The 13,277-nt window shown below is 61.0% G+C and carries 14 protein-coding genes; 8 read left to right on the top strand and 6 right to left on the bottom strand.

The genetic code is table 11. From position 1 onward, the window contains the following. Positions 1 to 99: 99 nt before the first annotated feature. The 5 genes from H097_RS17175 (at position 100) to H097_RS17155 (ending at position 5,949) form a co-directional block, all read left to right on the top strand. On the top strand, positions 100 to 1,152 hold the full coding sequence (locus tag H097_RS17175) for a PDDEXK nuclease domain-containing protein (RefSeq protein WP_032861249.1): 1,053 nt from the start codon (positions 100 to 102) through the stop codon (positions 1,150 to 1,152). A 96-nt stretch (positions 1,153 to 1,248) separates the two neighbouring features. Next, positions 1,249 to 3,249 (top strand): ribonucleoside triphosphate reductase, encoded by a 2,001-nt coding sequence (locus tag H097_RS17170; RefSeq protein ID WP_032861247.1) that lies wholly within the window; start codon positions 1,249 to 1,251, stop codon positions 3,247 to 3,249. A 133-nt stretch (positions 3,250 to 3,382) separates the two neighbouring features. After that, positions 3,383 to 3,538, top strand: a complete 156-nt coding sequence (gene nrdD, locus H097_RS17165; protein WP_032861245.1) for an anaerobic ribonucleoside-triphosphate reductase — start codon at positions 3,383 to 3,385, stop codon at positions 3,536 to 3,538. Next, entirely contained in the window at positions 3,535 to 4,230 is a 696-nt protein-coding gene (locus H097_RS17160; RefSeq protein ID WP_032861243.1) for an anaerobic ribonucleoside-triphosphate reductase activating protein, read from the top strand. The genes nrdD and H097_RS17160 overlap by 4 nt, the downstream gene beginning before the upstream one ends. A gap of 99 nt (positions 4,231 to 4,329) precedes the next feature. Beyond that, positions 4,330 to 5,949, top strand: coding sequence for a methyl-accepting chemotaxis protein (locus tag H097_RS17155; RefSeq protein ID WP_032861241.1), 1,620 nt, complete (start codon positions 4,330 to 4,332; stop codon positions 5,947 to 5,949). A gap of 33 nt (positions 5,950 to 5,982) precedes the next feature. On the opposite strand, the gene H097_RS17150 is transcribed toward H097_RS17155, so the two are convergent. Genes H097_RS17150 through H097_RS17135 form a run of 4 tightly spaced genes read right to left on the bottom strand, consistent with a single transcriptional unit; the run spans position 5,983 to position 9,055 of the window. Continuing rightward, positions 5,983 to 7,308, bottom strand: a complete 1,326-nt coding sequence (locus H097_RS17150; RefSeq protein WP_050593400.1) for a 4Fe-4S binding protein — start codon at positions 7,306 to 7,308, stop codon at positions 5,983 to 5,985. 32 nt (positions 7,309 to 7,340) lie between these two features. Then, positions 7,341 to 8,183, bottom strand: coding sequence for an FTR1 family protein (locus H097_RS17145; protein ID WP_032861238.1), 843 nt, complete (start codon positions 8,181 to 8,183; stop codon positions 7,341 to 7,343). A 17-nt stretch (positions 8,184 to 8,200) separates the two neighbouring features. Next, positions 8,201 to 8,524 (bottom strand): cupredoxin domain-containing protein, encoded by a 324-nt coding sequence (locus tag H097_RS17140; protein ID WP_032861236.1) that lies wholly within the window; start codon positions 8,522 to 8,524, stop codon positions 8,201 to 8,203. After that, on the bottom strand, positions 8,525 to 9,055 hold the full coding sequence (locus H097_RS17135; RefSeq protein WP_032861235.1) for an iron transporter: 531 nt from the start codon (positions 9,053 to 9,055) through the stop codon (positions 8,525 to 8,527). A gap of 176 nt (positions 9,056 to 9,231) precedes the next feature. Here H097_RS17135 and H097_RS17130 point away from each other — a divergent pair, with 176 nt between their 5' ends. After that, positions 9,232 to 9,450 (top strand): DUF3079 domain-containing protein, encoded by a 219-nt coding sequence (locus H097_RS17130; protein WP_032861234.1) that lies wholly within the window; start codon positions 9,232 to 9,234, stop codon positions 9,448 to 9,450. 221 nt (positions 9,451 to 9,671) lie between these two features. Here H097_RS17130 and H097_RS17125 read toward each other — a convergent pair whose 3' ends face one another. Together H097_RS17125 and H097_RS17120 are read right to left on the bottom strand one after the other, a co-directional pair. Next, on the bottom strand, positions 9,672 to 10,556 hold the full coding sequence (locus H097_RS17125) for an alpha/beta fold hydrolase (RefSeq protein WP_032861444.1): 885 nt from the start codon (positions 10,554 to 10,556) through the stop codon (positions 9,672 to 9,674). A gap of 98 nt (positions 10,557 to 10,654) precedes the next feature. After that, entirely contained in the window at positions 10,655 to 11,812 is a 1,158-nt protein-coding gene (locus H097_RS17120) for a GGDEF domain-containing protein (RefSeq protein WP_032861233.1), read from the bottom strand. Between the two features lie 182 nt (positions 11,813 to 11,994). Here H097_RS17120 and H097_RS17115 point away from each other — a divergent pair, with 182 nt between their 5' ends. Both H097_RS17115 and H097_RS17110 read left to right on the top strand, forming a co-directional pair. After that, positions 11,995 to 12,591 (top strand): NUDIX domain-containing protein, encoded by a 597-nt coding sequence (locus H097_RS17115; RefSeq protein ID WP_032861232.1) that lies wholly within the window; start codon positions 11,995 to 11,997, stop codon positions 12,589 to 12,591. 98 nt (positions 12,592 to 12,689) lie between these two features. Then, complete coding sequence (locus tag H097_RS17110; protein ID WP_032861230.1) at positions 12,690 to 13,277, top strand: LysE family translocator; 588 nt, start codon at positions 12,690 to 12,692, stop codon at positions 13,275 to 13,277.

Genomic DNA, 13,277 nt, shown 5'->3' with positions numbered 1-13,277 from the left:
GTTGTTTTGTATCAAGGGCATTCCGCTGGCCCGCGTGGCTTTTTTCCGTCGTTACCATTGCTCGTTTCTACAACGCGCAATATCGACAAGGAACCCGGAATGAATCGATCCGCTGACGGCTTCACTACACCCCCTGAGGGATATGGCGACTGGTTGAAGGAGCTGAAAAACCGCATCCACTCTGCCCAGCAACGTGCATCTCTGGCGGTAAACCGTGAGCTTGTGCTGCTGTACTGGCAGATTGGCCAGGACATCTTGACCCGACAGGCGCAACAGGGGTGGGGAGCAAAAGTCATTGAGCGTCTGGCGCGGGATTTGCGTTCAGCTTTTCCTGATATGAAAGGTTTTTCGCCGCGTAACCTCAAGTACATGCGCGCATTTGCTGAGGCTTGGCCGGAACCTGAGTTTGTGCAAGCGGTGCTTGCACAATTGCCTTGGTATCACCAAATAGCACTGCTCGATAAACTGCCTGGCCCCGAAACCCGCCGCTGGTACGCCGCCCAAGCCATTGAACACAACTGGTCACGCAACATTCTGGTCATGCAAATCGAGACCCGTTTGCTGGAGCGCAGTGGCAATGCTGTCAGCAACTTCGAAACCCTGCTGCCCAAACCCCAGTCGGACTTGGCCCGCGAGTCGCTGAAAGATCCCTATCGTTTCGATTTTCTGGGGCTGACCCTGGACGCGCAGGAGCGTGAGATCGAAGGCGCATTGATCAGGCATGTCACCGACTTTCTGCTGGAGTTGGGGGCAGGCTTTGCTTTTGTCGGCAAGCAGGTCCTGCTCGATGTGGGGGGCGAGGAGTTCTTCATTGACCTGCTGTTTTATCACCTGAATCTGCGTTGTTACGTCGCTATTGAACTCAAGGCCGGCAAGTTCAAGCCAGAGCATCTGGGGCAGTTGGGTTTTTACCTCGCAGCAGTGGACGCCCAACTCAAGCACCCACAAGACAGCCCCACCATTGGTTTGCTGCTGTGCAAAAGCAAAAACAAGATAGTGGCTGAATATGCCTTGCGTGACAGCGCTCGACCCATCGGGGTTGCGGAGTACCAGTTGGTCGCCTCCCTCCCGACAGAACTTCAAACCAGCTTACCCAGCATCGAACAGATTGAACGTGAACTGGCCTGTGACGATACCTCTGCGCAAACTTGACCCTGGTCAATTGCAACCTACCTTTCACTGCGTACCATCACTGCATCTTGTGTCTATACGAACTATTAAATCTATATGTAGTGTTTTGGAGCCCCCATGCAGATCACCTCAAGCCCGCTGGTCAGTACCCGTCTACACAAGCGCGATGGCACTCTCGTAGCCTTTGACGCCGAGAAAATCCGCCAGGCGATGATCGCCGCGGGTAACGCCACCGGCGAGTATCAGGACGCCGAGGTCGATCTGTTGTTAGGGGCGGTGCTCGCCAGGTTGCGCGGGATCACCCGGTTGGATGTGGAGCAGATCCAGGACAGTGTCGAGCGGGTGCTGATGGACGCCGGGTACTTTTTGGCGATGCGTGCCTATATCGTCTACCGCGAGCAACACGGGCGCCTGCGCCGTGATCGCAAGACCCTGGTGGAAGTCGCCACCTCGATGAACGAGTACCTCGACCGTGAAGACTGGCGCGTGCAGGCCAATGCCAACCAGGGTTATTCCCTGGGCGGGCTGGTACTCAACGTGTCGGGCAAGGTCACCGCCAATTACTGGCTGGACGAGGTCTACAGCCAGGAGATCGGCCAGGCCCACCGCGAGGCGGATTTGCATATCCATGACCTGGACATGCTCGCGGGCTATTGCGCCGGCTGGTCCCTGCGCACGTTGCTGCACGAAGGGCTCAATGGCGTGCCCGGCCGCGTCGAAGCCGGGCCGCCCAAGCACCTGGGCAGTGCCCTGGGGCAGATGGTCAATTTCCTCGGCACCCTGCAGAACGAGTGGGCCGGTGCCCAGGCTTTCAGTTCGTTCGACACCTACCTGGCGCCCTTTGTGCGCAAGGACCAACTGTCGTTTCCCGAGATTCGCCAGGCGGTGCAGGAGTTCATCTACAACCTCAACGTGCCATCGCGCTGGGGCACCCAGACGCCGTTTACCAACCTGACGTTCGACTGGGTTTGCCCCGAAGACCTGCGCGAGCAGATCCCGATTATCGGCGGCGAAGAGATGCCGTTTGCCTACGGCGACCTGCAGGCGGAAATGGAGCTGATCAACCGTGCCTATATCGAAGTGATGCAGGCGGGTGACGCCAAGGGGCGGGTGTTTACCTTCCCGATCCCCACTTACAACATCACCCATGATTTCCCATGGGACAGCGAAAACGCCGACCGCCTGTTCGAAATGACCGCGCGCTACGGCCTGCCGTATTTCCAGAACTTCCTCAACTCCGATATGCAGCCCAATCAGGTGCGCTCGATGTGCTGCCGCTTGCAGCTGGACGTGCGCGAGTTGCTCAAGCGTGGCGGCGGGTTGTTCGGTTCGGCAGAGCAGACCGGCTCATTGGGCGTGGTGACCATCAACTGTGCGCGCCTGGGGTATCTGTTCAAGGGCGATACCAGTGGCCTGCTGCAACGCCTGGACCACCTGATGGAGCTGGCGATGGAAAGCCTGGAGGTCAAGCGCAAAGTCATCCAGCACCATATGGATGCCGGTTTGTACCCCTACACCAAGCGCTACCTGGGCACCTTGCGCAATCATTTCTCCACCATCGGCCTGAACGGCATGCACGAGATGCTGCGCAATTTCACCGCCGACGAGGAGGGTACCCATACCGCCCGTGGGCGCGAGTTTGCGTTGCAGGTGCTGGATCATGTGCGCGCTACGTTGCTGCGGTTCCAGGAAGAAACCGGGCATTTGTACAACCTGGAAGCCACGCCGGCTGAAGGCACCACTTACCGGTTCGCCAAGGAAGACCTCAAGCGTTTCCCCACGATCCTCCAGGCCGGCAGCCTTGACGCGCCGTATTACACCAACTCCTCGCAACTGCCGGTGGGCTTCACCGAAGACCCATTCGAAGCCCTGGAGCTGCAAGACGAACTGCAATGCAAATACACCGGCGGCACGGTGCTGCATTTGTATATGGCCGAGCAGATTTCCTCGGCCCAGGCCTGCAAGCAATTGGTGCGCAAGGCCCTGGGACGCTTCCGCCTGCCGTACCTGACGGTGACACCGACGTTCTCCATCTGCCCGGTGCACGGCTACCTGGCGGGCGAACATGAATTCTGTCCCAAGTGCGACGAGATCCTGGCCCTTAACGCCACCCTGTAGGAGCGAGCTTGCTCGCGAAAAACATCAACGATAACGCGGGCATCCAGATTTAGCGCGGCACCCTCTGGTTCTTCGCGAACAAGTTCGCTCCTACCCAGGAGCCAACCGTTTTCAAACCCCAAGGAGATTCACCATGCAAACCTCCCAGCCACAACGCCAACGCTGTGAAGTCTGGACCCGTGTCATGGGTTACCACCGACCGGTTTCGGCCTTTAACCCCGGCAAACAATCGGAGCACCGTGAGCGCGTGCACTTTACCGAAAGTGCCGCTGCGGCCGGGCGCCAATGAGTCGAGCGCTACGGGTCGGGGGCCTGGTGCCCCTGACCACCCTCGACTACCCCGGCATGCTCGCCTGCGTGCTGTTTTGCCAGGGCTGTGCCTGGCGTTGTCGGTACTGCCATAACCCGGACCTGATTCCCCCACGCGGCAGCGATGAGGTGGATTGGCGCCGGGTTTTGCTGTTTCTGCAACGGCGCCAGGACCTGCTGGACGCCGTGGTGTTCAGCGGTGGCGAACCCACTTTGCAGGAAGGCTTGTCTGGCGCTATGGATGAAGTGCGCCAGATGGGTTTTCGCATCGGCCTGCACAGCGCCGGTATCAAGCCTGCAGCGTTCGCCCATGCCCTGGAGCATGCCGACTGGGTTGGTTTCGACGTCAAGGCCCTGGCCGAAGATTGCCAATTGATCACCCAGGTCAAGGGCAGCGGCACCGCCAATTGGCGCAGCCTCGACCTGCTGCTGCACAGCGGCGTGGACTACGAGTGCCGCACCACCGTGCATTGGCACCTGATCGACCCGCAACGCCTGTTGCTGCTGGCCCAGCGTTTGCACGAGCGAGGTGTCAAGCGCTTCGCCGTGCAGTTGGTACGCACGGCACGCATGCTCGATGAGCAACTGCCGAGTGTTTCGGCACAGGCCTTGCGGCCTGAACTATGGGAGAAAATGCGGGCACTGTTCCCGGCATTTGTTTTACGGGGTTGATCCCTTCGCGGAGCCCTTTCAAGCGTGGCGATTGAACTCCCACCGGATTATCAAAGATGCTGCCCCTTGTGGGCAGGTATTCATCAGGGAGCTTATGACATGACTCGATTAACCACTGCCCGCCGTATCGCGATCGGCTTTGCTATCGCACCTTTGGCCCTGGCCGGCATGGCGTTCTACGCCTTGCACGACCTGGGCACCCTCAAGGAACAGTCGGAGCTGATCGTGCAGCAAGACTGGCCGAAAATTGCCCCGATCATGGTGATTGCCACAGGTGTGCGCGACAACGGCCGCAACACCCGTGACTTGCTGATCGACCAGGACAACCAGGCGACCCAGCAGGCCATCAGCACCACCCGCCAACGCATCACCGACGCCTTTACTCAGTTGGAGCCATTGTTCGATACGGCCACCGGCCAGGCGGCCTTTGCCGACCTGAAGAAGCACCGCGAAGCCTATGTCAGCGCCTTCACCCAGGTGCAGGCGCTGATCCGCCAGGGCGCCCATGCGCAAGGCGTGGCACAGCTCAAGCAGAACGTGCAACCGGCCGAGCAGGCGGTGTTCAAGAGCCTGGAGGCGATGATGGCCTTGCAGGGGCAGATTTTTGCCGAGCGCGAGCACGCGGCGCAAACCCTGTATCGCGAAGCGCGGCGCAATATGCTCGGGTTGTTCCTGCTGTGCGTGGCCCTGGTGGTAACTGCTGCGGTCATTGTCACCCGCAGCGTCACCCGGCCCCTGGGCGGTGAGCCCGATGAGGCCGCGCGGGTGTTGAGCCAGATTGCCCAGGGCGACCTGACCACCGTGGTGCCAACTGCGGGCAGTGCCGACGGCAGCGTGATGCAGAACATGCAGCAAATGCAGCACAACCTTAACGAAATGGTGCGCCAGATCGCCATGTCGGTGGACCGGGTGGCCAGTTCTTCCGAGGAGTTGAGTGCCGTCAGTAGCCAGACCAGCAGCAGCCTGCAGTTGCAAGGCATGGAAATCGAACAGGCCGCCACGGCCGTCAACGAGATGACGGCGGCCGTGGATGAGGTGGCGCGTAATGCGGTGAGCACCAGTGAAGCTTCACGTTTGTCTGCACAGACGGCCCAATTGGGGCGTGATCAGGTGCAGGAAACAGTCGCCTCGATCAACACCCTGGCAGACGGCGTCAGTGGCACTTCGGTACGGATCCAACAACTGGCCGGGCGCGTGCAGGACATCAGCGGCGTGCTGGAAGTGATCCGCAGCATCGCCGACCAGACCAACCTGCTGGCGCTCAACGCTGCCATCGAAGCGGCCCGGGCCGGGGATGCCGGCCGTGGGTTTGCGGTGGTGGCTGATGAAGTGCGGGCCCTGGCCCATCGTACTCAGGCCTCGACCCAGGAGATCGAGCAGATGATTGGCAATATCCGCCTGGACACCGAGCAGGCTGTGACTGCGATGCAGGACAGCAGCGACCTGGTGCGCACCACCTTGAGCGTGGCGCAGCGTTCGGGCGAGGCACTGGAAGCGATTACCCAGTCGATCTCGCAGATCAACGAGCGCAACCTGATGATTGCCAGCGCCACCGAAGAGCAGGCATTGGTGGCGCGAGAGGTGGATCGCAACCTGGTGGGGATTCGCAATCTGTCGGAGCAGGTGTTGCTGGGGGCCCGGCATACCGATACGGCGGGGCATGAACTGGCGCAGATGGCTGGGGAGTTGCACCTGACGGTTGCCAGGTTCCGCGTCTAACCTCAATACCTGTAGGCGCCGGCTTGCCGGCTCCTACAGGTTCCAGCCCCAGAATTGTAGCCACCAGCCATATCCCACCCATCCATTACCCAGCAGCAGGCAAGTCCAGGCAGCGCAACGTTGGGCCAGTGGTGTGTCGGCCAGCTGTTTCCACGCCAGCCACAAACACCAGCCAACAGCCCCGACCAGCAATATGCCGCGCGCCGGTTGTACCCATTCCAGCAACAATCCCTCATAGCGCAACAACTTCACCGTGGTTGCCGACAACCCCAGGAACAGTCCTGCACCGCCAAGGGGCGTAAAGGTCAAGGCCAGGGCCCAATAGCGTGCACGCTCACCGCTCAACCTGGCTGCCAGGCGCACCAGCCCCATCAAGGTTCCGCCGAGCAGCAGGCTGCTGGCGCCCAGATACGCAACGATGCAAAAACCATCCAGCCAACTGAAGCTGTCGTTGGCCTGGGGATAGTGGGTCAACAGCCACCAGGGCGCGCTGTCCTGCAACGGCCACAGCCAATCGTATTCCACCAGCCACTGCGCGAGATACTGTTTGAACGTGATAAACCACGGGCTGACGGTCCACTGGAAGGCGCCCATCGCCAGGCCGATCACACCAAACAGCAACAAGCGTGCATCCCACACCAAGGCGGGCTTGCGCGGGGCCTGGAGGATTTCGCTATTGCATGAACGGGCAATCAATTGCACCGCGCCGCGTTGCCCACTGCAGCGTCCGCAGGCGTGGCAATCGCTGGCGCCTTGCAGGCGGCGAATGTCCAGCAGTGGCGCGCAGTTGGGCAACGGCAGGCGCGGGCCATCGTTGGCTTTCCAGCGTTGTTCGTTGACTTGGAAATGCACCGGCGCCAGGCGTGCGAGCAGGGCGAAGACGCCGCTGACCGGGCACAGGTAACGGCACCAGACCCGTTTGCCGCGCACAAACAGCAGCCCTACCAGCACTGCGGCGACGGTCGAGCCGCCGAGGATCAGCAGGGCGGCCTGGGCGTAGTCGTACACACTGATCAACTGGCCGTAGAGGGTGGTCAGGCAGAAGCCCACGGTGGGCCAGCCGCTCCAGCGGATCCAGTTCGGAATACCCAGCCCGCGACCATGCCGGCTGGCCCATTCGCTCAAGGAGCCTTCGGGGCAGAGCACGCCGCACCACACGCGGCCGAATAACACGATCGACAGCACCACGAACGGCCACCACAGGCCCCAGAACAGGAACTGTGCCAGCAGCGTCAGGTTGTCCAGCAGGCGCGCCTGGCTGTCGGGCAGCGGCAGCCAGGCGGGCACTACCAGTAATCCTGCGTAGAACAACACCACGGCCCATTGCACGCCACGAATCAGCCGTGCATGGCGGCGCATGCCATCCCCCAGGCGTTGCAGCCAGGGGCTGTTCACAACGACGCTCGCTGGACGCGATACAGCCCTCGGCCCACCAGCAGCCAATAGCCGGCCAGTACCAGCAGGGTCACCGTGCTGGGCGTCGCGCGGTACCCGGCGAAGCCCGCGAGCACTGCGCCCAGGCCGTGGCTGTCACTGAGCAAGGCGCTGCTGTCCCACCAGGCTTCGCCCACCAGGGTGTAGACCCAGTCGGGCATGTCCATGGCCAACAGTTGCCCGCCGATGCGTTCCATGGCGGCGACCAGCAAGGCGGCGGCCAACAGCAGTAGCAGCACCTCGCTGAGGGCGAAAAAACGTGACCAGGAAATCAGCCGTCGCGTGCTGCGCAGCAGCATCACGGTCAGCCCGGCCAACACCAGGCCCAGCGCGCCGCCAATGGCGAACAGGCCCTGCGCCGGGCCGTGCAGATGGGCACCGGCGCCGTACAGAAAGACCACGGTCTCGCTGCCTTCGCGGCTGACCGCCAACAGCGCCAGCAACAGCAGCCCCAATCCGCCCTGACGTGCAGCACGCTGGTCGGCGTCGCGCAGCAGGGTTTGGCGCAGGCCCGGCCCGTGGCGGTGCATCCAGAACACCATCTGCACCATCAGCAGGCTTGCCACCAGGGTCATGCCGGCCTGGAACCATTCCCCGGCGGGGCCGCTCATGGCCTCGCCGGCCCACAGCATCAAACCGGCCAACGCGGCAGAGCACAGCAGGCCCAGAACCACGCCGGCCCATAGAAAACGACCCAGGCGCGAGCCCTCGGATTGTTGGCTGATCCAGGCCTGGAGGATGCCGATCACCAGCAACGCCTCGACGCTTTCGCGCCAGACGATAAACATCGATTGATTCATCAAATGCTCCCGGGCCGTTATTCGGCGAGGATGCTGCCCTCGGGCAACTGTGAGTTGAATTCGTCGAAAAACGGATAGGCACCCGGCTTGAGCGGGTGGATCACGACAAAGGTGGTCACCCCAGGCGACAGCACTTTTTCCACGCGCAGCGGCGTGCTCTCGAACTCGGCCGGGCCCTGGCCGATATTTTTCAGCACGATCTTGAAGCGCTGGCCGGCCGGCACCTTGAGTTGCGCCGGGTTGAAGTGGCCGTCCTGCAGGGTCAGTTCATAGGTGGGCAAGGGCGCTGCCAGGGCCGCGCCACACACCAGCAGGGCACAGAGGGCTAGGGGGCGGTGCATTCAGTAGCCGCCTTTCTTGCCTATCCCTGCATAGACGAATTCGTAGTGCACTTCACAGCGCTCGAACCAGGGTGCGACCCCGGTTTCCTTGTCGGTATGCCGGCCCAGTGAGCCGTGGCCGCTGGGTGGCATCACGGTAAAAGTCAGTTGGTATTTGCCGGGGCCCAGCAGCTTGACGTTGTCGCCGTAGTGCGGGCCGTCGTTGGCCACCATGGCATGGAACTCACCGATGATCGGGCTGGCACCGCCTTGCTTTTGCAGGCGGAACGATACGTTGAGGTAGGGCACGAAACTGCCTTCCTGAAAGCCCTGCTGGTTGTCGGCTGTAGCACGGATATCCGCCTCCAGATGCACATCCGAATCGGCAGTGGCGCGCATCATGCCGGGCGGCGCCATCTCGATCGGTTGCAGATAGACCGCACCCACTTCCAGGCCGGGACACATTTGTGGCTCGCCGATGGGATATTCCTTGGCGACGGCGGCTCCAGTCGATAACAGCAGGGCCAGTGACAGCATGAAGGGGATACGCATGGGTGCTTCCTGACAGGGGAAATGAGAACCCGAGTCTAGAAAGCTTCGCTGTAAATAATAATGATTCCTGTCAAGTTTCCAGGGATATAGACATAACCAATCTTGACGTTGGTCAAGGCTGTGGGCGGACAGCGGCCGTAGGATCAAATCACTGCCCACCGCTGTGGAGCCTGCTCATGGCCAAGCCGTTCCCGCTCAACCCCAAACACCCCGAGCGTATCTGCTGGGGCTGTGACCGTTACTGCGCGAGCACGGCACTGGCCTGCGGCAACGGTGCCGACCGCACCATGCACCCGGCCGAAATGATCGGTGAGGATTGGTACCTGCATGGCGATTGGGGCATTGAATTGCCGATTGCCACGGATAAGGTGCCCGAGGCGATTGCCGAGGAATAAGGTCGGCGCCAACCGATGAACCTTCAATGTAAAAAAATCGTTTAAATGCAAAAAGAGTTGTCCACGAAAACCGTGGGTATCTCTGTGGATAACCTTGCGTGAGCCCGGCAGGTATGGCGATTCAACCCGCGATCAATATTTGATCAAGATCGTCTGCAAGCCTTTTGGCGTGCGGCGTGCGCTTGACACGCGGCGTTGAAGTCGGTGCCGGATCCGGCGTTCTACAGCAATCCCTCCAGTGCCTGGCGATAGTTGCGGCCACCCAGGCTCAGGCTGTTGTTGTGGCTGGCCCCAGGTACCAATAGCAAGTGCTTGGGCTCTTGGGCGGCGTCAAACAATTGCTGGCTGAAACGCGGTGGCACATAACGGTCGTCGAGGCCGTGCACCACCAGCAACGGCATGTGGATGTCGGCGATCTTGTCGATGGAGTCAAACTTCTGCGACAACACCCAACGCACCGGCAATGAGGTGTTGGCCATTGCCGTGGCAACATCGGCCAGTGAGGTGAAGGTGGACTCGATTACCAGCCCACGCACGGGGGGTGGCAACTGGTTGGCCGCCGCCCGCTGGCCCAATTCTGCTGCCAGGTCGATGGCCACTGCGCCACCCAGGGAGTGCCCGTAGATCAGGCGTTTGGCCGGGACCGGTTGCAGGATCTGGAAGCGCTCCCAGGCAACGCGCGCGTCTTCATAGACACTGGTTTCGGACGGCAAGTCGCCCCGGCTCTGGCCGAAGCCGCGATAGTCGATAGCCAGTACCGAATAGCCCTGGGCATGCAGTTGTTCGATGCGAAACAGCTGGCCGGTGAGGTTCCAGCGTACGCCGTGCAGGTAAAGAATCGCCGGTGCATCTTTTTTCGCGGCGGGCCACCACCAGCCATGGAGGCTCTGCCCGGACTTGAAACTGGCGGGCTTGAGTTCGAACTCCTGCACATCCTTGGGCAGGCCGCGATACCAACTGGCGGTACCGGGCTCGATGCGAAACACCAGTTCGCGCTCCTTGTGTTGCAGGACACCGCAGCCCACGGGCAGACCCAGGACCAGTACGGCCATGCACAGTAACGCAAACCAATGCAGGCGCAGGCGTGTGAAAAAACGTTTGGACATGGAGGTTCCAGGGCAGGAGCGAAGCAGGTTTTTTAGCAGATGCCTTGCCCATGAAGGGAATATTAAGACCGCCGTGATCGGTGATTGCTTGCAAAGTGTTACAGCGCTGCGCAAATCGCCGTCTGCACGCGGTTGCGTCCCTGGTCCTTGGCGCGATACAGCGCCTGGTCAGCCTGGGACAGCAGGCGCGACAGGTCGTGGCAGGCCGGTGTGGTCGTGACGATGCCAATGCTCACGCTCAAGAACCCCGGCGCCAGCAAATCGAGGCTGGCAAACCCTTGGCGAATGCGCTCGGCGACCTGGATGGCGCCTTGCTCATCGGTGCCCTGCAGCAGGCAGGCAAACTCTTCGCCGCCGATGCGTGCAAACAGATCGTGCTTGCGCAACAGCGTCGCCGTCAGTTGGCTGAAGGCAATCAGGGCCTGGTCGCCCATGGGATGGCCGAAGCTGTCGTTGAGGCGCTTGAAGTAATCAAGGTCACACAACAGCAGCGCGGTGGTTTGCCCGCGCTGCCTGCTGTCGGCCAACAATTGTTCGCCATGGAGCATGAACGCCCGGCGATTGCCGATGCCCGTCAATACATCGCTGAAGGCCGCGGCCTTGAACTTGAGTTCGGCCCGCTCCTTGACCATCGCCAGGGTGACGTAGGCGATACCAATGGCATACAGCATGGACTCGAACAGCATGAACGAGAAAAACGGCACGCTTTCGCCCATCAGTGCGTTTTCATTCTTGATCGGCATGCCGGGATCGATCACTGCGCGCACACAGTAAAATGTCGTATGAAATACCATCAGGCCCATGGCCGGCAGATAGGCCACTTCCAGGTGCTGGCGATGGCGCCACAGCTCCAGCGCCGACAACACCCCATAACCCGCTGCCAGGAGCGAGTACAGGGACACGCGGCTGGACATCGAGCCATAAAACTGCGGGATCAGGCACATCAACAGCCACAGGGCCGGGCCTGCGAGAATGCCCGGCAAGTACGGCTTGCCCTGGACAAATACGCGCATGGCGGTCCAGTTCATCGCGGCGCTCAACAGCAGCACCACGTTGCCGAGGATCAGTGCGACAAAATCCATGCCTATACCGCGTACCACAATCAACGCGGTGCCCAGGGAGGCGAGCAACAGCATCACCCCCAGATAGCCCAGGGTTGGCTCACGCACACGGCGCCAGGCGTGGACGGTGAGCAGTCCCATCAGGCAAAAAACGAATACCGCGACCATCAATAGCGTCGGTATGTGCAGCATCATGTCCTTGACCCCGCAAGATGCACTGTCGAGTAACCCCGTCAGACACACGCTTGTGCGGTCATCAGGTGCAGAAAGGGCGCAATTGTAGCTGGATAACGTGCAGCAATGCTGGCCCATGGACAGCTTGACGCTGGCAGGACGTCACCGACATGCTGCGCCCCTTGCGATCAAAAGGATCTTCCATGGACAACAGCCCTGTACGCATCACCTCTGAAGAGCTGCTCTCGGACAACTGGTACCTGCTGAAAAAATACAGCTTCGACCTGCGCCGCCGGGACGGTAGCTGGCAAGCCCAGACCCGTGAGGTGTATGACCGCGGCAACGGTGCGACCATCCTGTTGTACAACACCTTGCAGCGCACGGTCTTGCTGATTCGCCAGTTCCGCATGCCGACCTTCGTCAATGGCCATGACGGCTACCTGATCGAAACCGCTGCCGGGCTGCTGGACAACGCCAGCCCCGAGGAGCGTATCCGCCTGGAAGCCGAGGAAGAGACCGGCTACCGCATCGGCCCTGTCGAAAAAGTCTACTCGGCATTCATGAGCCCGGGCTCGGTGACCGAGCGCATTCATTTCTTTATCGGTGAGTATCAGCCCGGCGACCGCGTGGGCGAGGGCGGTGGCCTGGAGGATGAAGGTGAAGATATCCAGGTACTGGAACTGGGCTTCGACGAGGCCATCTCCATGGTCACGCGCGGTGAGATTGTCGATGGCAAGACCATCATGCTCCTGCAATACCTGGAACTGCGGTTGCTCAAGGCAGCCATGACGGTTTTGTAGGTGCCGGCGCGGCAAGGGGCATTTTCTTCAATACGCACTGCCTGCAGGAACGTAGCGTACAGGCCTCGTCCACCTGTCATTACAAAAAGGGAAGTGCAATGAGTTTGATCATGTCCATGGCCGCCTTCGCCCTGGCGACCTCCATCACACCCGGCCCGGTCAATGTGGTTGCCCTTGGTTCCGGGGCGCGTTTCGGCTTTGCCGCTAGCCAGAAACACGTGGCTGGCGCGGCGCTGGGGTTTACCTTGCTGCTGGTGCTGATCGGCCTGGGGCTGCATGAGGTGCTGGTGCGCTGGCCGATATTGACCCAGGGCATCCAGTGGGGCGGGGTCGTATTCCTGTTGTACATGGCCTACAAACTGACGATGGATGACGGCCGGTTGGATGCGCAAGACGCGGCTGTTGCGCCATCCATGCTCTATGGCGCGATCATGCAATGGCTCAACCCCAAGGCCTGGCTGGCGTGTGTGGCCGGTATGGGGCTGTTTGCGGCTGACGGCGACGCCGTACGCGTCTGGCAACTGGCAGCGGTGTACCTGGTGATTTGCTACCTGTCGGTGGCGTGCTGGTCGTATGTGGGTACGTTCTTTCGTCGTTACCTGAGCAATGCCCGGGGCATGCGCCTGTTCAACCGGGCGATGGCGCTGCTGCTGGTGATCAGCGTGGCGTACCTGTTGCTGGCCTGA

The sequence above is a fragment of the Pseudomonas sp. FH4 genome, from assembly GCF_000510915.2.
Classification (GTDB): Bacteria; Pseudomonadota; Gammaproteobacteria; order Pseudomonadales; family Pseudomonadaceae; genus Aquipseudomonas; species Aquipseudomonas brenneri.
Note: the sequence above shows the minus strand (reverse complement) of the source record. Positions and strands in the feature narration are given on the sequence as shown.